The following is a 21954-nucleotide window of genomic DNA, read 5'->3' on the forward strand; positions in this document are numbered from 1 at the left end:
TTCATTTAATACTATTAGTATATCATTTTTTATTTGAGCTAATTACAAAAAAGCAACGAAACTACTTTAGTAACGTTGCTTTTTAGCTAAATATCCGTTTGTTGTTTGAGATAATCATTCAAAGCCTGACCCTGCAAGTCTTGCCATTTCTTTGAATAAAATTTATCGTTAATTTGATATGTTGGCTGCTTTTGTTTATTCATCAAAAATGGTGCCACATATTGATCCATCTTCAACCAACCGCGCCAGCCTAAATGAATAGTATCTTGCATAAAGTATTTTTCAGCACCGTCTTTAGATAAGTCAGCAATATTATGAAAACCTTGACTTTCTAACTGATAACGAATCTTTTCGTTAAATTGCGTTAACATTTTTAAAGATAAGCCTGTAAAATTACTCCATTGGCGGTTAACCGGTGGAATTACGAATAAAACATCCGTATGATTTTTTGCAAATTGATTCAAAACTAATTGAAAATCTGCAAATTCTGGTGAAGCAACATAATTTTTACTTGCTTGTTCACCTGCTAATTTTCGGTACGTTTTTTTCAAACGCTTATTCCAAAAATTATTGCTAATTTCAAATTGATTATTATCCGTCTTTTTTTGTCCAATCTGATAGGCTAATTGATCTAGATCTGCAAAATCATAATTGTCGGGTAATGCTTTAGCTACACGTTTGATACGTTGCCGACGATCATTTAACTTTAAAGTTGAAAATAATTGATCTTCATGCATAAGTTGATTGCGGCGTAATTTCAAGTAAACTAATTGCATCTCAGACAAATTTTGACCATCTGCTTTCTTTTGAATACAATTCTCAATCATCTTATCTGAATGTGCAGATGGCATTTGTAATAAGCGTTTGGCTGCATAGCGTTGCATTTCTGTATTTTTATCTTGATTATCCAATAACCAAGTTACGGCTTGTAAATTAGAATAGTATAATGCAAAAGCTCCTGGCGCTATTCCTTGTTTAACAAACCATTGTGGCGAAATTACAAAAACAGCCTTCTTATCTTTTAATTGAGCATTAATTTCTTGCATACCAAAGAACTGAGATAACGATTGCGCTCCCATTGCTCCTAACAGAAACGGACGATATGGACGCTTATATTTTTGTGCCAGTACAAAAGGATGAAAAGCATCTATTCTTGAAAACTCCGATGATCCAAAAAAAGGAACATAATTTTTCTCAAGTGCTGTTTGTTTAACGATTGTTCCTTTAAAAATATTAGCCGACTGCGATAACGCCGCCCTTTTTAGCGTTACATTATCTATTTTTTTAGAACTAAGTGGTGCAACCAAAAAGACACCTAATAAGAATGCCGCTAAAAAGACCGGTCCAAAAATTTTGAACAGCTCTTTTCTTAACTTCATAGTTACATATTTTCAACTTTCGCAATAATTTTATTTGGTGTATCCCATTCTGTTCTTTCAAATTCAGAAACTGGAACTTCAATACCACATTGCATTTGTAATTCAAGTAATAACTGTACTGTCCCCATCGAATCTAACAAGCCACTTTCAAACAAGTTATAATCCATATCTGTTGCAAAATCTTGTCCTGTCAAACCTTCTAAAATTTCTAAAACTTTTTCTTTCATAATTTACTCCCTATCCTTTCTAATTTCTAAAAAATAATGTATCTAAAAATCCGGAAAAAATCAAAAAACTAAAGCAAACAACATTAAATGTGATAACAATCCCTAACAAATGTGTTGCTTTATTACTTGGTAGCTTAGCTTGATGCTTCTTTTTAAAGCGTAACCATGCATCACAGATGATAATTGCACAAGCATGAAACAAACCATAAACAATATAATACCAAGTCACACCATGCCAAAATCCCATTAGTAAAAATAAAACTAAATAACCGAGATTGGCGATTGTTACCTTATTAGTCAACAGTTTATTTTTCATGATAAAAAAGACAAACCGCATATAAACATAGTCTCTAAACCAAAACGACAAGGTCATATGCCATCTATTCCAAAATTCTTTGATATTCGGTGCACTAAATGGTTTATTAAAGTTAATTGGTGTTTTTACACCCAACAAATAACTAATAGCGACTGCAAACAAACTATAGCCTGCAAAATCAAAGAATAAGTCCATGGAATACACATACATATATGCTACTAATGCCCATGAAATTCCACCATCAAACAAAGCAACATGACCAACTTTAGGCAACAACACACTTCCAAAGAAATACGCCAAAACAAATTTATATAAAAAGCCTAAAAAGATATAAAAAACACCTTTACCCAACAATTGAATATATTCTTCTTTACTTGGGGCTTTATTATAATCTTGTAAAAAACGTCGATAGCGATCGATTGGTCCTGATGAAATAGTCGGGAAGAATAACAAGAAGTGCAAAACTTCTTTAAAATCAAGCTCTTTGATTAAACCATCCCGCATTTCCATAACTATTCCAACAACTTTAAATGTTAAATAACTAATTCCCAAAAAGCCAATTAAAGAATTATGCCCGCTTAAAGCCGGCGTTAACTTAACAATAACCAACGGTAAAATTGCTAAGATAACCGCTAAAACAAAGACACTACCACTGTTTTTTTGTCGCCTGTGATACAAGTATGCATATAAAATACACAACTCAAAAACAATGTATCCTATTAAGGCTAATCCTTCTTGCCACTTAGGACCTCCAAAGGTTAGCAATAAGAATAGAAATGAAATGACTGTTTCATAAACTCTAAATCTTTTACCATTTAAAAGACCGACCATAATAGGCAAAAGACCCAAACCTAGTAATAAAAAATACGTTGGATTTTGATATGGTTGTAGGTTTAACATGATCCATTAACCTCGGCCATTAATTTCTTACGGTCGATCTTACCATTTTGTGTCAAAGGCAAACTGTCAACATAAATGAAACGTTGTGGCATCATATAAGCCATCATTGTTTGATTTAATTCATCTTTAATTTCTTTGGTCAATTGGTTAACGTCTTTATTTTGAGTTTCTTTAACAACGACATAAGCCAACAACTGGCTAACTTTATGGTCTTTATCATATTTAGGAATCGCAATCGCTTGATTAATTACGCTAACTGCTGCCAAATGATGGTCAACATCTTCTAATTCAATGCGATAACCATGGAGTTTAATTTGAAAATCTAAACGTCCCTTATACAATAACTGACCGTTTTCATCATATTGACCTAAATCACCTGTTTTGTAGGCCCATTGACCAGCAATTTGTTTAAATGAAGCAGCTGTTTTTTCTGGATTATTCAAATAACCTGCTGAAACGCTCGGACCAATAATCGTAATTTCTCCAGCTTGGTTTAAGCCAACCTCTTGTTCATTTTCATCTAATAAAATGACGCGTGTATCTTCTTTAGCCTTTCCAATCGGTAAGCGCGTATAACTTTGCATAATCTGTTCATCCAACCTAACTACAGTTACCGCTACAGTGGCTTCAGTTGGCCCATAAGTATTATAAATCTGCGCTTGCGGGAATCTTTGCTTTAATTTATCAGCTGTTGCATGCGTCAATTCTTCACCACAAAATAGCAAATATGTCAAATCAGGTAAATTTTGTGCATTAAAGTTTGGATCTAACATACAAAGCTCGACAAAAGAAGGAGTTGACACCCATTCTTTAATTTTTAACGTCGGTAATTTAGCAAATAACTGTTTAAAATCCATACTAATTTCTTTAGGCATCGCAACTAATTTGCCTCCTAACAATAGGGTCGGATACAAATTCATTACAGACAAATCAAAAGAATACGGTGGCTGCGCTAAACAAGTCACACCTGTTGGTAAAGCAAAATCTTGCAACATCCAGTTACAAAAGCTTACCAAATTATCATGACTAATACGAACACCCTTAGGAACACCTGTTGTTCCCGAAGTGAAAATAATATAAAAATCTTCTTCTTGTTTAACACTCAACGTTGTTTCATATTGACAATCATTTGAAGTCATCAATGAAGTTAGCTCTTCATTGGTAATAATCAAGCTATCTAATGTTAAATCAAGTTCACTTATCGTAATACATGCTGCTGGTTTAGCAATTTCAACAATTAACTGTACGCGCTCTTTTGGAGAACTATCATCAATTGGAATATAAGCATGCCCAGCCTTAACACATCCTAAAAAAGCAACCAACATCTCAAAACTTTGACCACCAAAAACAACAATCGGTGCTTTAGCTGCTAAATTCATATTTTGTAAGTATTTAGCCAAGGCATCCGAATATGTCTTAAGTTGACCATAAGTATAAGTCTGGCCTAAATAATCATAAGCTTGTCGGTTAGGCTCTTTTAGCCCCCATTCGTCTATTCGGGATACAATACTTTTCATCAAATACTTCCTCCTACCTAAAACTCGTTATAGATGAAATGCGGTTGATCGACTCCACTATAACTATATAAATAAACAAGTAAAAACATAATTATGAAGTAAAAAACAGTTTTAGCTAAAAATTTAAAAACTTCATTTTGCCAGACTTTACGCAGTTTTTCTAGCATATTTTAGCCCCCTTTGAACCCATTTTTCATCACCAAATAACATGCCTACATATTATGTCCATTAGTTTAAAACTATTACAAATAAATTACAAGTAATTACCCTCTAAATTTTTTTAAAAATTTTCTTATATTTATTGAAAGTTTTATAAATTTTGACTTTACTTCATTACATATTGTTATAACTATCAAAACTTATTGTGGTTTTTTGTCAAATATTTAAACTTTATTTTTTGACATCAAAAGCCATTAAGATATTGCATTTGCTTAATCAAAATTAAAAAGGATTGACCCTTGTACAATCCAGAAATCAATCCTTACCAACTAGTAAAATAATCAGTTTATTTCACGATATGCTTTTTATTAATACTTCATTAAACTCAAAACATCATAGTTTTCAAGTTTAGCACGACCATTAAGATCTGTTAATTCAATAATAAAGGCACAACCAACAACGATACCACCCAATTGCTCAACTAAATCGATCGTTGCTCCAATCGTGCCACCCGTTGCCAATAAATCATCAGTAATCAAGACTTTTTGTCCTGGTTTAACCGCATCTTTGTGCATACATAAAGCAGATGTACCATATTCTAATTCATATTCCGCACGCACAACATCACGTGGTAATTTACCTTCTTTTCGTGCAGGTGCAAAACCGACACCTAGTTCATAAGCAACCGGACAGCCCACAATAAATCCACGTGCTTCTGGTCCGACAATCATTTCAACACCTTTATCTTTAGCAAATTGGACAATGCGATCAGTCGTTTGGCGATAAGCTTCGCCATCAGCCATTAAAGGTGAAATATCACGAAAAATAATTCCTTTTTCAGGATAGTCTGGAATACTTGCAACATAATTGTTTAAATCTACTGCCATAAATAATTCTCCTTTGTCATCTGCATTGTTGTCTAATCCATCTTTCAAGCTCATTGAAATCTGTACCTAACAAAAACTGTTGGTTTTTGCGTTCATACAGATACTTTTGATATGCAACAGTTTTTTCCAAAGGATAAAACTGTGGATTTGCAACAACGTGTATCGTCTCTGTTTTTATTTTAACAAAATTTGCTTCACTAAACACCTGTAACATAAAAATAAGTGTCGCTTTTTTACATTTTAGCTGGTTTGCCACACTTGCTAAATCACTCTTCAAGATTTGTTGTTTTTGCTTTAAATAACGATATAATGCTGAAAAATCCGCTCTATTAGGAACTTCTTGCCGCCAAATTTCTTTTGCAGTAAAAAAGATCGTTCGTAAATTTGTAAATTGGCTATGTGCCAAGACTTGTTGCAAACTATCAATATCTGGTGGAAAATCTACTAAAACCAAATTTTGCGTATTAATTTCATTTGTTTGTGATAACAAACAAGCTTGACTGTGCTGTTTGATATATGGTTTTAGTTGTTTTAAATATTTAGCATTAAAAAAGCCATAAGTTGCTGGTTGTTCAAACAAACTCGTAGTCAAAAGCTGATTTCTTTGATCTTTAATAGTAATTGAAAAATCTGTAGTTGCTATGTCTTCAATCATAATTTGAACACTTGCCTTATTTTGCCAAACGTTTTTATCTAGCGCTCCAACTAATTGAATAGCACTTGTTTCAGATGTCAATTGTTCCATGACTTCTTGTGCTACGCCAAATTTTAAAGCAGGGACTTGGACATTTTTATCTGCTAATGTCAAACGCAAATGATTTTTCTTTTCACCTAAAAAATTAATTGCTTTAACTTGATATCCAACAAAACCAAAAATCGGTTTAGGATTTGCCTGCCCAAAAGGCGCTAACAAGGCCAATTCATCAATTAAGGCTAAATTTAATTGTTCTAGCCGTAACTTCCCTGCTAAATGTAAGGTCTCTTTAGGCGCATTTGATAGATCTTGTTTTATAGCTTCTTGATCTAAAATCATTTGTAATTCGGCAAGTTTATCTGTTTTGATACTCAAACCACAAGCTAAATTATGCCCACCAAAACTTTCTAATAAGTCTAAATGATTATTTAGTGCACTAAACATATCAAAAGCTTCTAACGAACGCCCTGAACCTTTGGCGATGCCCTTTTCTCCTATATTAAACACTAAGGTCGGTTTACCGGTTTGTTCTTTAATTTTGCCAGCAATAATTCCTAAAATTCCTTCATGCCAGTCTTCATGTGCTAAAACATTCACCAAATGCGACTGATTTTGTGCACAAAGTTGTGCGCTAGCTTGTAGTATCGCTTGGTTAGTCAATTCTTGTCGCTTATTGTTTAATTCATTCGTCTTTTTAGCCAAATCTTTAGCTACATTTTCATCAAATGTTGTTAATAATTCAACACCTGCACTTGCATCATCTAAGCGTCCCAACGAATTTAACCGCGGGCCTAAATAAAAGCCTACCGTATCTGAGGTGAAATTTTTAAGATCAATCTTGGCTATATTATACAGTTCTTGTAAGCCTACACGATTAGTATTTACAAGCATCTCTAAGCCATATTTGACAAGTATCCTATTTTCATCAATCAAAGGCATAATATCTGCAATTGTTCCTAGTGCTACAAGATCTAACATTTCAACTGGAATTTCTTCTAATAAGGCACTTGCCAATTTTAAGGCTACACCAACACCTGCTAATTTCTTAAACGGATAATTTCCCATAGGATGATTGGGATGAATGATTGCATAAGCTATTGGTAGTTTACTTGGTATTTCATGATGATCGGTAACAATGACATCTATGCCTTGTTTAGCCGCATATTCTAAAGCTTCTCCTCCAGCAATCCCATTATCAACCGTAATGATTAAATCTGTTTGTTGCGCAATTAAATCTTGATAGACGCTCAAATTAGGCCCATATCCATCTAAGAAACGATTAGGAACATAAAAATCAACTTCAGCACCTAGTTGCAACAAAGTTTCATACATAAGTGCAGTACTTGTGATTCCATCGACATCGTAGTCTCCATAAACAACAATTTTTTGTCCTTCACCAATTGCAGTATATATACGTTGGACGGCTTTTTGCATATCGTATAGACTATATGGATCATATAGATCTTCTAATGTTGCTTGCAAAAACTGCGTAATTTTTGCTTGGTCATTATATCCTCTTTGCATCAAGATTCGTGTTAATAAAATAGATAAGTTAGTTTGTTTAGCAAGTTGTTTAACTTTTTGTTCATCTAACTTTATCTCATCACACCAATCTTTTTTAGCTATAATCACTTATTTCACCTCTTATTTTTTAGCAACTATTTTAGACTCATCTTTTGTACTACGACGCATTGTTTGATTTGCCTTAAGTCGTTCTGACAGTTGTTTATTTTCAGCTTTCAAGTGATAAATAACTGTCCACGAACTAAATAATGCAATCAAAGCTCCTAAAAAAACAGAGCCAACCAAAACCACTACTAACGGTAAGGTAATATTTCCCAAACCAAAACTAATAGTAACTGGTTGAACATTGAGCCAAGAAAAAATTACTACGATTAATACCAATAAAATAGCGATTAACGTTCTCCATTGTTTTTTCATCTGATTCATCCTTATTTTTTATTGAAAACCTGTCCTGCAAAATAATCACCCAACCGTGGACATGCTTCATATAGATGATGTGCTACTTCTAAAATCCCCGGTATATTCAATTCACGTTTGTTAGTGCCAATTGCACTAACAATTCTTGTCGCAACGATTTCTGGATTCAATACAAAATCGCCAACTTTTTCCAAATATTTTCCACTCTTATCTGCAAAGTCAAAGAAATCAGTACGAATTGGTCCTGGATTAACTGTTAACACATGAATTCCTAATGGCTTAACTTCTAAACGTAACGCGTTAGAATAACTGATGACTGCTGCTTTAGTCGCTGCATATATTGCTGCTTTAGGTGTCGCAATTTTACCAGCACTTGAAGCAATATTAACGACCAATCCTCGTTTTCTTTGTGCCATTTTTAAAGCAGCATATTTAGTCATATACATTAAGCCTAAAACATTAACCTTAAACATTTCTTCAGCAACATCCATTTCAAACTCTAAAACATTTTCCATCAAACCAAAACCAGCATTATTTATCACAACATCGATTGGTCCAACATTTTCTTCAACATCATTAACAAGTTTTTCTATTTGATTTGGTTGTTTTAAATCTAATTGATAGGCAAATGCTTGGCGTCCAGATAAATGCCGACAAGTCGCAGCTACATCTTGTAGTTTATTTAATCTGCGTGCACACACAACAACAATTGCACCTTTTTTGGCAACTGCATATGCTACTTGTTCACCTAATCCTGAAGACGCACCAGTAATCAATACAACTCTATTACATAAATTTTTTAAAATTTTATAACTTTGCATTTATTTTCCTCCTATGGCTTCATTATTTAGGAAAAGGAACTTTAATAATATCAAAATCCTTAACAACTTTTGTGTTATTAAAGATTTGTTGGGCATCATTTTGCAATTCTAAAACAGCCGCACCAAGATAACGTGCTGAAATATGCGTTAACAACAACTGCTTGACTTGTGCTTCCTTAGCAACGGATGCTGCTTGTTGACAAGTCGCATGATAATAGTTTTTAGCAATTTTTGCTTCACCTTTGCCAAAAGTACTTTCGTGCACTAAAACATCAGCATTTTTTGCAAGTTGTGCTACAGAAGAAACTTGTCTAGTATCACCTAAAATTGTAATAGTTCGACCCTTTTTAGTTTGTCCTAGATAATTCTTACCATCTAAAACTCTACCATCTTCTAAAGTCACCGTTTCACCGGCTTTTAATCGTCCATAAATTGGACCTGGTGCAACATTTTCTTCTTTTAACTTATCAATCAACAATTCTCCTGGATAATCTTTTTCTTCAATACGGTATCCAAAACAACTGATACGATGATCTAAACTCATGCATGTTACTTTAAAACGGAATTCGTCAAATAAAGTTCCAGCAAAATTTGGTGTTAATTCAACATATTCAATCGGATATGTTAATTTTGTTTGTGAAAATTTTAAACTCGTTTCTAGATATTGCTTTATGCCTTTAGGTCCATAAATCTTTAAGACATCTGCTTTTTGTGCGCCTTGAAATGAGCGACTGCTTAGAAAACCAGGCAAACCAAAAATATGATCTCCATGAAGATGTGTAATAAAGATTCGATCAACTTTGCGTGGGCGAATCGTCGTGTGCAAAATTTGATGCTGGGTACCTTCACCACAATCAAATAACCAGATTTCATTAATTTCATCTAATAATTTTAACGCCAAAGATGTAACATTACGAAACTTGGCGGGTGAACCTGCACCGGTTCCTAAAAATTCTAACTCCATAAAAACGTTCCTATTCTATCCAAACTTCTAACCTTTAATTATTAAAAGGTACACTATGCATTATTATAGCATGGATTTGCATCAAACCAAAGAATCGTCTATACTCAAAGAAAAAAATACGGAGGTCTTAACCATGAAAGTTGCCGATTTTCTTGCAAGCTGTCAAGGTATTAACGGACAGTTAGCTGTCTACTTTGAAGTAGCAAAAATACCTTTAAGCATAACTAAACTTACTTATGTAGCTAACACTAACATCCTTTATCTTCAAACATCTGCCCAACCTGCAATTAACTTACATTCATTATGCCAACAACTTGGCCACCTAACACCAGATAGCACATTGAAATTTCAAACCTCTCAACTAGAAGAATATAACATCTATGGCTTTAAAATTACCACTGAAAAACTCTTATTAGCCTAAAAATTGCTCTATAATTTATAGCCAGAAAACTTACATTTTATTGCGAAATTTCCAAACAAAATCCCCTTACTGCGAAATTTCAGTAAAGGGGATAAAATTATATTCATAATCTTAGTTAAAAAATGATTCTATCAGTCTGTTTTAATAAAGAATCCTTATTTTACAACATACTACTATTTTAAGATTTCACGAGCAACAAATGTTGCAAATTGTTTGCTTCCATCGACATTAGGGTGAATATTGTCTTCATAAAACCAATCAGGATGATTTTGACTATAAGTAAACCAATCAATAACCTTGATATTCTTATATTGCTTTGTAGCTGCTTGCAAATCTCCGTTAACTTGATCTTGCCATCTTCTAGTTGGAACATGTACGTTTACCCAATAGACTTGTCGTTGCCCGACAACTTGCATGATAGAGGCCAAATCATCTTGACTAAACGGTCCATTTGTTCCTAACACCAACAAAAGCTTATCACCTAACTGATTATTAGCATTCAAAGACTGCAAAATTGGCACAACATCTTTAACTTGTCTACCTACTTTAGCATCGACATACATTTGTGTAAATATTTGTTGTAACTGTATGCCTGTATCAGCTAAAACTGAATCACCTAAAGCCGTGAGTTTCATTTGTTGAGCTTGTTGACTTTGCTTAGCAGTCAAGCCATGTTCATTTACAGGTGGCTGTTTCTTAGGTGGTGCAGCAACCGTTTTTTCATGCAAAATTTTAGCATTGTTTTTTTGAACAATCTTGGTATTTTGTGCAATCTGCGTTTGTAAGCGGGTATCTTTTTTGGGTTCTAGCTTTTTAGCGCAAACAATTCCCACTAAAGCAATTACACTAACACTAGTCATTAAAAATAACTTGGCTTGTAACTTTTTATGTTTCAAATTAATATTTGTCAAATCAACCTTTTGTAACGGTCTTTCCAAATAGCGATATGATAACTCACTGATTGCTAAAATCAATAAAATCTCAACAAGTGCATGTAACCATGGATGAGCCGCAATGTTTTGAACCTTACTTTCATAAAAAATCATCAATGGATACTGATACAAATAAATTCCATAACTTCTTTTTCCTAGCCATGAAAAAACAGGGTTAGTCAGCCATTTATTCAAACTAGCTCCTGGATGAGCAACAACAGCCACTACTAAACAAGCTAAAAGCGAGTAAAAATACATCCCTCCACGATACAATAGCTCTGATTGATCATCAACGACTAAAAATAAACCACATAATATTATTAAACTCACACCACCGATAAGATTCAAAACGCATTTAGCATTTTTCGCTAATCTAGGCTTAAGATTTACACTAGGCCAAATCACTGCCAAAGTGGCTCCTAAAAGAATCGAAAATATTCTGGTATCTGTACCATAATATACGCGCGAAGGATCTTGATTAGGCTGATAGAGTGTACACATCATCAAAAATGATAATAGCGACCCTAACAAGAATATATTAAAAATATGACGTTTCTTTCCAATGTACTTTGCACATAAGCCAACAATTATCGGCCAAAATAAATAAAATTGACCTTCAATTGAGAGCGACCATAAATGTGTAAATGGTGATTGCACCGCTAAATGTTCAAAATATGACTCATGCAAATGAATTTGAAACCAATTATAAAGATAAACAAGATTGCTGCCAATTATACCACGAATATTGGTCAACAATGATCTTTCAAATAAGGTGATATAAGCAGTTGTGACGATTAATAACGCAACTAACGCCGGATATAAACGGCGCATTCTTCGCATATAAAAACCACCGATATCAATATAGTTATCTTGTTTCCATTCTTGAAATAACTGGTCAGTAATCAAATACCCCGATAAAACAAAAAAGATTGGCACTCCCAAAAAGCCACCTTTAAGTTGGTAAGGCATCAAGTGATATAAAATCACCCCAATTACCGCCAGACTTCTAAGGCTATCAAAGCCCGTGATGTATCTGCTTTTCTTTAATCTTTTTTCCAAAAAACCTTAACCTCAAATGACTATTCTACAAATTCAAAGACAAAATCTTTAATCTTAACCATATCTCCAGCCTTAGCTCCACGTGCCCGCAAGGCATCATCGACTCCCATCGCACGCAATTGCCGTGCAAAGCGCATCAAGCTTTCATCGTGCTCTAAATTAGTCATCTTAAAGAGTTTTTCAAGTTTTTCACCACTTAAAATCCACGTTGCATCAGCATCACGTGTCAAGATAAAATCTGGTTCTTCTTGTTTATCTTCAAATTTATATAATGCCGCTTGTTGTTCTTGTTTACGTTGAGCCAATGTTGCAAATTTTGGTGTTTGTTCCAAAATTTCAGCTGTACGTTTTACTAAAGCATCTAACCCTTGGTGTGTCAATGATGATATCTCCATCACTTCAGGTATTTGCTTTAATGTTTCATCTTGCATGAGTTTTTCTTTAAACTCCGCTAAATTTGCAGCAGCATCTGGCATATCCATCTTACTTGCAACCACAATTTGAGGCCGATCAAGTAGGGTTTCATCATATGTTGCCAACTCAGCATTAATCTTTTGATAATCATCAAATGGATCTCGGCCTTCCATCCCAGACATATCAACTAAATGTAAGATAACACGCGTTCTTTCAATATGTCTTAAAAATTGAATTCCTAACCCTACCCCATTTGAAGCACCTTCAATCAATCCTGGTAAGTCAGCCATCACAAAATCACGGCCATCATCTAAGCGGACCATGCCTAAATTAGGTACTAAAGTCGTAAAATGATACTGTGCAATCTTAGGCTTTGCGCTAGTTACCACGGAAAGTAAAGTTGATTTACCAACAGATGGAAAACCTACCAAACCAACATCAGCTAGGACTTTTAATTCTAAGCGCAAGTTGCGTTCAACACCAGGTTCACCATTTTCAGCAATCTCTGGTGCCGGATTTTTGGCAGATGCAAACCGCATATTACCACGGCCTCCACGCCCTCCCTTGGCTACAACTAATTCTTGGTTTGCTTCAATTAAATCGCCTAAAACTTCATCTGTATCAGCATCATAAACAGTCGTCCCTTCTGGAACAGAAATATATAAATCATCTGCTCCTCGGCCAAACATTCCTTTAATCATTCCATTTTGACCTGGTTGAGCTTTAAACATACGGTGATAACGAAAATCCATCAAAGTCCGCAAGCCTTCATCTACTTTTAAGATGACGCTTCCGCCTTTACCTCCATCACCTCCGGCTGGACCACCATTAGGAACATATTTTTCGCGTCTAAAAGCAACCATCCCATCGCCGCCTTTGCCAGCCTTAACTGATATTTTAACTTGATCTACAAACATTAATCGGTTGCTCCTTTCATTTTTTCATTGATTATTTTCTAAAATAAAGATACCAAGCCCAACTATACCAGTTTTTGGGGACTTGGTCAAAACTATTTTTAATTACTTTTCATTTTTTAAACTAAGTTGAATCGTTTGTGCAACACGCTGTGAGATTCCACAGGCTTGTAATTCTTCTAATGAAGCTTGTCTTATCTTTTTTAAATTACCGAACTTTTGTAATAATTTATTGCGTGTCTTAGGTCCTACACCTGCAATCATATCAAGTCTAGAAGCCAAAGAATTTTTCGAGCGTAGTTGTCTATGATAACTAACAGCAAAACGATGCACTTCATCTTGAATACGTTGTAAAAGATAAAACCCTTCACTCTTAGGATCTAAATCTATTTGTTGCATATTTTCTGCCAATAAAGCTGCCGTCTTATGGTGTGTATTTTTGACCATACCAGCGACCGGAATATCAAGTCCTAACTGATTTATCAAGACATCTTTGGCCGCTTTAACTTGGATTTGGGCCCCATCCATCAAGATTAAATCAGGTAAAGGTGCATTTTCTTTTAATAGTCGACTATAACGCCGATAAATAACTTCTTTAGTACTTGCTGTTTCATCAGCATGTTCAACCGTTTTTAACTTGTATTTACGATACTGTGTCTTTTCTGCACTTCCATCAACAAAACATACCATTGCAGACACAATATCTTGTCCTTGCAGATGTGAATGATCAAATGCTTCAATGCGATGTCCCCGTGCAATTCCTAAAGCATCAGTTAATTCATTCATCGCTTGAATCGTTTTTCTTTCGTCTAACTCTAATAATCTAAATTTTTCTTCCAAGACTAGGCGAGCATTTTTTTGAGCCAATTCAAGCAAATCTTTTTTAGCACCACGTTGTGGCGTTTTAACTGGAACACCTAAAATTTCACTCAAAACTTCCTTAGGCATCCCTGCTGGTACCAAAATTTCTTTAGGCAATATACGATTTTTTTGATTGTAAAATTGTAAGATAAACGAGGCAAGCTCTTCTGTTGGCTCTGCAATACAAGGAAACAGACGTTTTTCACGTTTCATTAAGCGCGCTTGTCTGATAGAAAAAATCTGTAATGAAAGCCACCCTTTATCCATATAAAATGCAAATAAATCTCTTGGTGTATTGTCATTGGAAATAATTTTTTGTTTTTCAACAGTAATCTCAACATAACGAATCTGGTCGCGTAGCTCAGCAGCTCTTTCATAATCCATTTCATCTGCAGCTTGTTGCATCTTTTGCGTTAATGTCTTTTTGATACCAGCAACATTTCCATTTAAAAATGATTTAATTTTTTTAATCTGTGCTTGATATTTTTCAGGTGGCACTTCTTGAAAACAAGCACCTAAGCATTGCCCCATATGATAATACAAGCATGGTCGCTTTTGATAACCACTGCATCTTCTTAATGGATATACTTTTTGCAAAAGTTGTAATGTTTCTTGGGCTGCATAGACATTAGGATATGGTCCAAAATACGCCGCACCATCCTTAGTAACTTGACTGACGATTTTTAAAGTTGGATCTTTTTCATTAGTAATTTTAATATACGGATAGCCTGTTCCACGCTTTAATTTAATATTGTAATGAGGCTTATGCTTTTGGATTAAGGTAATTTCTAACAAAAAAGCTTCCTTGTCAGTTGACGTAACAATTGTTTCAAAATCGCGAATTTCTTCAACTAAACGCGCTGTCTTACCTTCATGAGAACTCTTAAAATAAGAGCGCACTCGATTTTTTAAATTTTTGGCCTTTCCTACATAAATTATCTTGCTGTTGAGATCTTTCATAATGTAGCAGCCGGGTAAATCGGGCAATAATTTTAATTTATTTTCAAGATACTCAGTCGCCACTAATCTCATCCTTTCCTTTTAATCAACCAGCGTTTGCCATTTTTCCTTTGCCTGATAAGCTGCAAAACACATCTTAATTTGCTCATATGTGTTTTTTTCTGTTGCTAATGTCGGTAAATCGTCTAAACTAAAATATCTACTACTTAGCGTTTCTGTATTGGCAACAAATTGTCCTCCTAAATTTTCACATAATGCAAAAATCTTACATACCTTATTAGCATATACTGGACGATTGTGTTTTTCACGATCTTGTACAGCAATCAAGTGTTTAACTTCAACATCTAATCCAGCTTCTTCTTTGACTTCTTTAATCAAATTTTCTTTGACAGATAAATAAACCTCACACCATCCACCAGGTAATGACCAGGTATAATTATCTTCTTGCACTAACAAAATCTTATCATTTTTAAAAATAGCTGCTCTAGTATCTATTTTAGGTGTCTGATATCCTACTTCATTTGCAAAAAGATTATACACTTTAGCCATCGGAAGTTTAGTTTGTTTAGCTAACATTTCAACCGTAATTTCTCGAATTCTTGCAAAACGTTCTAAATCATACTTATCTTGACTATAAGCTAAGCCTGCTTGCGCTAGACTTTGCAATTCAACTATCCAATCTAGCCAACACATATCTTCCATTGTTTTATCTTCTTTATTTATACTATCTCTTGAAATTATAACGCGAAACGCCATTAGTACTCAACACTTGCGATTAACTTTTATCCAAAACAAAAAGGTGGAATTACTTCCACCTTTTTACTATAAAACTTTTGATAAGAAATCTTGCGCCCGTTTTGTTTGCGGATTTTCAAATACTTCTTGTGGTGTTCCAATCTCTTGCACATATCCATCAGCCATAAACCAAATTTCATCGGCAACTTCACGCGCAAAACTCATTTCATGTGTTACAACCACCATTGTCATTCCAGATTCCGCTAAATCTTGCATAACTTTTAAAACTTCACCCACCATTTCCGGATCAAGCGCACTAGTAGGTTCATCAAACAGCATTACATCTGGATCCATCGCCAAAGCTCGTGCAATTGCCACACGTTGTTTTTGACCACCCGAAAGACTAGCTGGATATTGATTTGCTTTGTCTGCTAAACCAACCTTTGCTAATAATTCTTGTGCTTTTTGTGTGGCTTCTTCTTCTAAAACACCCTTAACTTTCATTGGAGCAAGTTTAATATTTTCTAAGACACTCATATTAGGGAACAAATTAAATCCTTGAAACACCATCCCCATTTTTTCACGCAAGCTATTTAACTCTTTATCAGAAATATGTGCTAAGTCTTTACCTTCAAAAATAATCTTGCCTTCTGTTGGTTTTTCCAAAACATTTAAACAACGTAAAAATGTACTCTTACCCGAACCAGATGGTCCAATAACACAGATTACTTGACCTTTTTTTACAACTTCATTAATTTCTTTTAAAACTTCATTTTTTCCAAATGTCTTTTTTAAATTTTGAATTTCAATCATATTAGTCATGCTTCATCTTCCTTTCTAGCAAACCTAACAACTTGGAAAGACCAAACGTCATTACAAAGTAGATCATCATTGTGATAAATAACGGAACAACTCCTCGATAGGTTGCTGATTGTACTAATTGCGATTGATACATTAAATCTGTTACCCCAATGATTGAAACAATTGAACTTTCCTTAATTAAGGTGATAAATTCATTACCTAATGCAGGCCAAATATTTTTTAAAGCCTGTGGAATAATAACATAACGATAAGTATCCTTTTGTGACATACCTAAACTACGAGCTGCTTCTGTTTGTCCTACATCAATTGAAGAAATCCCAGAACGAATAACTTCAGCAACATAAGCACCAGAGTTTAATGAGGTGGCAATAATACCCGCTAAAAGCGCAGGTAATGATTGAATAATTGCCCCAACACCAAAGTAAATAAACATAACTTGAACCATCAATGGAGTCCCACGAACAAATTCAATATAAGCAATTGCTATTCCACGTAAAAATTTGCTATTTGAAAGACGTAAAAGCGCTAAAAGTGTCCCAAGAATAAAGCCAAAAAAGACAGATAATACTGTGATTAATAAAGTATATTCGATCCCTTTAGCAAAATAAGTCCAATAATGCCACATTGTTTTGTTGGCTGAGTTTTTGTTCATATATTCACCAGCAGATGGCAAATACTTTTTATCAATAAGTTTATCTTTTTTAATCTTTGCAATTGTTTTATTTGCAGCTTGAACTAAACTAGTTGAACCTTTAGGAAAAGCAATCGCTGTGCCATCTGTGTCGCCAACGTCTTTCCATTTTGGATCAAGTGCAACCATTCCATTATTAGCAGCATATGCTTTAGCTGTTGGTTCATCCATCGCAACAGCATCAACCTTATGACTTTGTAAAGCTAAAACTAAATCATTTAACTTTGTCAAACCTTTAATTTCAACATCGTCTATATTATTTTTAACGATATCATATTGAATTGACCCACTTTGGGCTCCAACTGCTTTACCTGTTAAATCTTTATATGTCTTGTATTTATTCTTATCAGCTTTATTAATAATTAAATATTGCTTGCTCTTATAATAAATGTCTGAAAAATCAACACTTTTTTTCCGTTCAGGACTTGGATTCATCCCCGAAATAATACAGTCGATTTTATTAGTTTCTAAAGCTACTAGTAACGAATCAAAATTCATGTTTTTAATTTCAACTTTAACACCAATATCTTTAGCAAATTGTTTAATAATATCAACGTCCATCCCAACAAACTTGGTTTGGCCATTTTCTTTAACTGTAAATTCATATGGGGGAAAATCAGCACTCATTCCGACTACTAAAGTTCCCTTATCTTTAATTTTTTGTAGTGAGTCTTCTGCTGCATTGACATGTGACCAATTAAATAATGGTAACAAGCAGACCACAAAAGTCACCATAAATAATATTAATTTTTTTACTTTATTCATCAACAATTTCTCCCTTTTACTTTACTAATGCTATTTGAGTATACCGCAACGAAAAATTTCATGCAAGTATTTTTTATAATATTCACGTTTTATTTTGTAAAAATGCATAATTATAATTTATATACAAAAATAAATTCATTTAGAAATTGAAAAATCTATTCGAAATTGATATGCTTAAGCTAAGATAACAAATAAAGAAGGTGAGTTTATGGGATTAAAGATTAATCGTCAAACCGATTTAACCGAGCTATTTGATCAATTTGCTATTGATCCGCTAACTAAAGAAAAGCAAGTAAAACAACCTCAAGAAAATAAAGATGATAAAACTAAGCAGACTAAAGAAACCAAAAAATAATCTGTTTATTAAATAAGCCTCTCCTTACTAATTGTAAAGTTATTTCCCATCACGAGAAAAAACTTTACTTTTTAGCAAAGAGAGGCTTTTTAATTAATTTTTAGGAGAAAAACCGTTTGGATAACGTTTATTCAAAGTTTCGATATTATTTTGTGCAACTTCATCAAATGGAATATCTGCCCATTGTGCGATTTGCGAAAGATACCATAAAACATCTCCCATTTCATGAATCAATTTATCACGATCAAGCTTTTTACCTTTAAAAGTATAATCTTTAATTAGATAAATTAATTGTCCTGTTTCTCCTGAAAGACCTAAAGCACAATTAGTCAATACCTGTTCATTACCATACAATGTCCGATTTGCGGCTTCTTGATATTCATTAAATTCCATTAATTTTCCTCCTGTAATCCTGTCATTTTTTCAATCCATTGCCAAACTTCTTGTTTGCCGGTTTTATCGACCGAAGAAAAAAGAATCAAATGATCTTTAGCTGTTAACTTTAATGCTTTACGAATTGTACTTTCACATTTATTATGTTTACTTCTTGGAATCTTATCTACTTTAGTTGCAACAACTAAAATTGGCAAATCATAATAATGCAAAAATTCAATCATTTGTTTATCCAACTGTGTAGGTTCATGCCGTGCATCAACTAAAGAAACAACTCCACATAGTTGTTTTCTTTGTGAAAAATATGTCTCTAACATAGCAGCCCATTTTTCACGCTCTTTTTGCGATACCTTAGCATACCCATATCCAGGAACATCGACAAAATATAGCTTCGATTCAATATTGTAAAAATTTAAAGTTTGCGTCTTTCCAGGTTGACTAGATGTACGCGCTAAATTTTTACGATTAATTAATGTATTAATTAAAGACGATTTACCAACATTTGAACGTCCTGCTAAAGCAATTTCTGGATAACCTTGTTCAGGATATTGTTCTGGTTTTACCGCACTAATCGTTAACTCAACATTATGAACTTGCATTTGTTTACTCCTTTTTCAAATTACAATTAATTTTACCACACCTAGCACTAAACTTCCTCAAAAAATATGTAATCACATCATAAAAAATAGCATCTCTCATCCAAGATAAGAAATGCTATCAGGCTCACAAAAAATCAAAGGGCCATGGTCCCTAAGATAGTTTGGAGATTAATTATTTAACTTTGACAACTTCCTTGTCGCCATAGAAGCCACAGCTTGGGCATACGTGATGAGATTTTCTCAATTCACCACAGTTAGGGCATGCGCTCATGCCAGGCACTTGAAGCTTGTAATGTGTACGACGTAATCTCTTACGTGTCTTAGATGTTCTACGTGCTGGTACTGCCATTAGTAGGCACCTCCTTTTTACTCTTTAGCAAAGTAATTCAACAAGAAAATTTTAAGTTTTTCGCATTAAATTTGCAAGCTTTAAATTTATTCAGAATCACTAAATAAGTCTTTAAGCTTGGCTAAACGCGGGTCAACTTGTTTTTCTTGTTGGTCTTTTAACTGATCTTCATAAACAACGTTCCAATCATTACCACTTGGTAAAATCGCATCTTCGCGCTGTTCATCTGCAGTTAAAACCTGCATAGGAATCTGTAACAAAATGTTATCTTCCACCACACTATTTAGATCTAAGATATCGTCATCTAATACAATAACAACATCTGTGTCTTCAAAGCGTGATAAATCTTGATCATGACGACTGACATAATGTTCAGTCAAATCAAAGTCCAAACAAACATCAGCTGGTTTTAGAGAACGTGTTGAAGGTAACGTTACTTTGACTTTAACACGCATATAGCCTAAAACACCTAGTTCATCAACCGAGAACATTCCTTTAACCTCAGCACTTGAAACTGCAATAATATCAGCTTGGCGCGCTTTTAGATTATCTTGAACGTCAAGAGTGGTTTCAAATTGGATTGGGTTAGCACCTGCCTGGCGCAATTCATTCCATGACCATTTCATGCTATATTCCTCCTAATGCAACAAGATTGATTATACAATCATGAAAATACTTTGTCAATGGTTTTTCCTTGACACCTTTAGTAAAACCGCTCAATTCACGCCGTCAATCCTAATCGGTGCTCGTTTCAAATCTTGTTCTTGTCCATTAACCAATTGATAAAGTTTCCCAGCACGATAATCAACTCGCAAACGTTTATTTTTATCTTTTTGACTAACTTTAGTATATAAACTATACTGTAAATTTTTCTTTACTTGATTTAAATAAGTCCGCCCTTTGGCACTAAAACCTAATAAACGCATATACGGCGCTTCATTATATTCTATGACTTCAGCGGGCTTTAAATTAACTAAAATCGCTTGTGCTAAACGACTCAAACGTGTATAAGTAAACCGCTTAGATTTAACGGCTTTTAACCACTCGTCAAACGTTGCTTCAGGCAACAATTGTGCTTGTTGTTGTAAACGATACTCGATTCCTTCTGCCATGCCATAAATTTCGGCTAACTCTTGTGGCGTCTTAATTAACAAACTGTAACGTAAGTAAGGCCAAAAATCATCCCAACTAACTAATCTTTGGTTGCATAAATCTTGATATGTGGCCTCAGGAACATACTGTGAAATGCTAGCAACATTTTCAATAACATTTGCTCTAATCGCCGAAGCACTGGCAATTGCTTGACCTTTTTTTAAATCGCGTTCGTGGTAATTAGCACCCAATCTTTGAATCGGATTGAGTCTTAGTGGTTCCCCTAAAGAATAATTTGCCTTGGCATAAGCTAGTCCTAAAACGTCATTAGGTTGCGAAAGATCATGCCCAATTTTCGCAGCAATCGCCTTTTGAAATGAAGCAGCATATGATTGATCATACTTATTAAATTCACCATAAACCTCATGCACTAAGCGCGCATAATTCATAAAATCATACTCTGCATGTTCTGCACCAAAAAGCAATTCACTAACACCTAAATCTGCTAGTAAACGAACAGCACCTAAAGCAAAACGATCCGCTGGTTGAACACATGCTACCATCGGAACTTCAATCACTAAATCAACACCGTTTTGCAAAGCTTGTTTTGCACGGGTCCATTTATCCATAAAGGCTGGTTCACCACGTTGCAAAAAATTTCCGCTCATTGCTACAACAATAATTGCATCTGGAAACATTTTTTTAGCCATTGTCACTTGATGTAAATGACCATTATGAAATGGATTATACTCAACGATTATCCCGACAACTTTCATCTTTTCGCCTC

General features: G+C 34.3%; 23 protein-coding genes. 2 read left to right on the forward strand and 21 right to left on the reverse strand.

The window, feature by feature from the left end; all coding sequences use genetic code 11:
- Window positions 1-86 precede the first annotated feature (86 nt).
- The 10 genes from dltD to rnz all read right to left on the reverse strand — a co-directional run bounded on the left by dltD (window position 87) and on the right by rnz (window position 9805).
- Entirely contained in the window at window positions 87-1379 is a 1293-nt protein-coding gene (dltD, locus tag QM017_RS05390) for a D-alanyl-lipoteichoic acid biosynthesis protein DltD (RefSeq protein ID WP_282709081.1), read from the reverse strand.
- A gap of 2 nt (window positions 1380-1381) precedes the next feature.
- Window positions 1382-1606: a D-alanine--poly(phosphoribitol) ligase subunit DltC gene (gene dltC, locus QM017_RS05395; RefSeq protein ID WP_282709082.1), complete on the reverse strand. Its 225-nt coding sequence runs from the start codon at window positions 1604-1606 to the stop codon at window positions 1382-1384.
- Between the two features lie 19 nt (window positions 1607-1625).
- A complete protein-coding gene (gene dltB / locus QM017_RS05400; RefSeq protein ID WP_282709083.1) occupies window positions 1626-2822 on the reverse strand; it encodes a D-alanyl-lipoteichoic acid biosynthesis protein DltB in 1197 nt (398 codons plus the stop codon).
- Window positions 2816-4339, reverse strand: a complete 1524-nt coding sequence (gene dltA / locus QM017_RS05405; protein ID WP_178196470.1) for a D-alanine--poly(phosphoribitol) ligase subunit DltA — start codon at window positions 4337-4339, stop codon at window positions 2816-2818. Before dltA ends, dltB begins: the two co-directional genes overlap by 7 nt.
- Window positions 4340-4356: 17 nt before the next feature.
- Complete coding sequence (locus QM017_RS05410; RefSeq protein WP_178196468.1) at window positions 4357-4506, reverse strand: teichoic acid D-Ala incorporation-associated protein DltX; 150 nt, start codon at window positions 4504-4506, stop codon at window positions 4357-4359.
- Between the two features lie 360 nt (window positions 4507-4866).
- Window positions 4867-5385, reverse strand: a complete 519-nt coding sequence (locus QM017_RS05415) for an adenine phosphoribosyltransferase (protein ID WP_178196466.1) — start codon at window positions 5383-5385, stop codon at window positions 4867-4869.
- Window positions 5386-5401: 16 nt separating this feature from the next.
- Window positions 5402-7711 (reverse strand): single-stranded-DNA-specific exonuclease RecJ, encoded by a 2310-nt coding sequence (gene recJ, locus QM017_RS05420; RefSeq protein ID WP_282709084.1) that lies wholly within the window; start codon window positions 7709-7711, stop codon window positions 5402-5404.
- Between the two features lie 12 nt (window positions 7712-7723).
- Window positions 7724-8020, reverse strand: coding sequence for a LapA family protein (locus QM017_RS05425; RefSeq protein WP_178196462.1), 297 nt, complete (start codon window positions 8018-8020; stop codon window positions 7724-7726).
- Window positions 8021-8031: 11 nt separating this feature from the next.
- Window positions 8032-8841 carry an SDR family oxidoreductase gene (locus QM017_RS05430; RefSeq protein ID WP_178196460.1) on the reverse strand — a complete coding sequence of 270 codons (810 nt, stop codon included), beginning with the start codon at window positions 8839-8841 and terminating at the stop codon, window positions 8032-8034.
- Between the two features lie 22 nt (window positions 8842-8863).
- On the reverse strand, window positions 8864-9805 hold the full coding sequence (rnz, locus tag QM017_RS05435) for a ribonuclease Z (protein WP_178196458.1): 942 nt from the start codon (window positions 9803-9805) through the stop codon (window positions 8864-8866).
- Between the two features lie 133 nt (window positions 9806-9938).
- Between rnz and QM017_RS05440 the strand changes: the two genes are divergently transcribed.
- Window positions 9939-10226, forward strand: coding sequence for a hypothetical protein (locus QM017_RS05440; RefSeq protein WP_178196456.1), 288 nt, complete (start codon window positions 9939-9941; stop codon window positions 10224-10226).
- A gap of 173 nt (window positions 10227-10399) precedes the next feature.
- On the opposite strand, the gene QM017_RS05445 is transcribed toward QM017_RS05440, so the two are convergent.
- From QM017_RS05445 to QM017_RS05470, 6 genes are all read right to left on the reverse strand, one after another.
- Window positions 10400-12217, reverse strand: coding sequence for an acyltransferase family protein (locus QM017_RS05445; protein ID WP_282709085.1), 1818 nt, complete (start codon window positions 12215-12217; stop codon window positions 10400-10402).
- A 20-nt stretch (window positions 12218-12237) separates the two neighbouring features.
- Window positions 12238-13548, reverse strand: a complete 1311-nt coding sequence (gene obgE, locus QM017_RS05450) for a GTPase ObgE (protein WP_282709086.1) — start codon at window positions 13546-13548, stop codon at window positions 12238-12240.
- Window positions 13549-13650: 102 nt separating this feature from the next.
- The gene (gene uvrC, locus QM017_RS05455; RefSeq protein WP_282709087.1) at window positions 13651-15429 is read right to left on the reverse strand and encodes an excinuclease ABC subunit UvrC; all 1779 of its coding nucleotides are present in this window, start codon (window positions 15427-15429) and stop codon (window positions 13651-13653) included.
- A gap of 18 nt (window positions 15430-15447) precedes the next feature.
- Window positions 15448-16068: an NUDIX hydrolase gene (locus tag QM017_RS05460; protein ID WP_282709088.1), complete on the reverse strand. Its 621-nt coding sequence runs from the start codon at window positions 16066-16068 to the stop codon at window positions 15448-15450.
- Between the two features lie 120 nt (window positions 16069-16188).
- On the reverse strand, window positions 16189-16923 hold the full coding sequence (locus QM017_RS05465; protein ID WP_282709089.1) for an amino acid ABC transporter ATP-binding protein: 735 nt from the start codon (window positions 16921-16923) through the stop codon (window positions 16189-16191).
- A complete protein-coding gene (locus tag QM017_RS05470) occupies window positions 16916-18379 on the reverse strand; it encodes an ABC transporter substrate-binding protein/permease (protein ID WP_178196446.1) in 1464 nt (487 codons plus the stop codon). The genes QM017_RS05465 and QM017_RS05470 overlap by 8 nt, the downstream gene beginning before the upstream one ends.
- Before the next feature lie 208 nt (window positions 18380-18587).
- Between QM017_RS05470 and QM017_RS05475 the strand changes: the two genes are divergently transcribed.
- Window positions 18588-18734: an SPJ_0845 family protein gene (locus tag QM017_RS05475; protein WP_178196444.1), complete on the forward strand. Its 147-nt coding sequence runs from the start codon at window positions 18588-18590 to the stop codon at window positions 18732-18734.
- A gap of 93 nt (window positions 18735-18827) precedes the next feature.
- Here QM017_RS05475 and QM017_RS05480 read toward each other — a convergent pair whose 3' ends face one another.
- From QM017_RS05480 to QM017_RS05500, 5 genes are all read right to left on the reverse strand, one after another.
- Window positions 18828-19127, reverse strand: a complete 300-nt coding sequence (locus QM017_RS05480; RefSeq protein ID WP_178196442.1) for a nucleoside triphosphate pyrophosphohydrolase family protein — start codon at window positions 19125-19127, stop codon at window positions 18828-18830.
- Entirely contained in the window at window positions 19127-19726 is a 600-nt protein-coding gene (gene yihA, locus QM017_RS05485; protein ID WP_282709090.1) for a ribosome biogenesis GTP-binding protein YihA/YsxC, read from the reverse strand. Before yihA ends, QM017_RS05480 begins: the two co-directional genes overlap by 1 nt.
- 172 nt (window positions 19727-19898) lie before the next feature.
- Window positions 19899-20075 (reverse strand): 50S ribosomal protein L32, encoded by a 177-nt coding sequence (rpmF, locus tag QM017_RS05490; RefSeq protein ID WP_282709091.1) that lies wholly within the window; start codon window positions 20073-20075, stop codon window positions 19899-19901.
- Between the two features lie 86 nt (window positions 20076-20161).
- Window positions 20162-20701: a YceD family protein gene (locus tag QM017_RS05495; RefSeq protein ID WP_178198421.1), complete on the reverse strand. Its 540-nt coding sequence runs from the start codon at window positions 20699-20701 to the stop codon at window positions 20162-20164.
- A gap of 90 nt (window positions 20702-20791) precedes the next feature.
- The gene (locus QM017_RS05500; protein ID WP_282709092.1) at window positions 20792-21943 is read right to left on the reverse strand and encodes a nucleotidyltransferase; all 1152 of its coding nucleotides are present in this window, start codon (window positions 21941-21943) and stop codon (window positions 20792-20794) included.
- Window positions 21944-21954: the final 11 nt, after the last annotated feature.

Origin of the sequence: Ligilactobacillus sp. Marseille-Q7487 (genome assembly GCF_949152225.1) — a bacterium.
Classification (GTDB): domain Bacteria; phylum Bacillota; class Bacilli; order Lactobacillales; family Lactobacillaceae; genus Ligilactobacillus.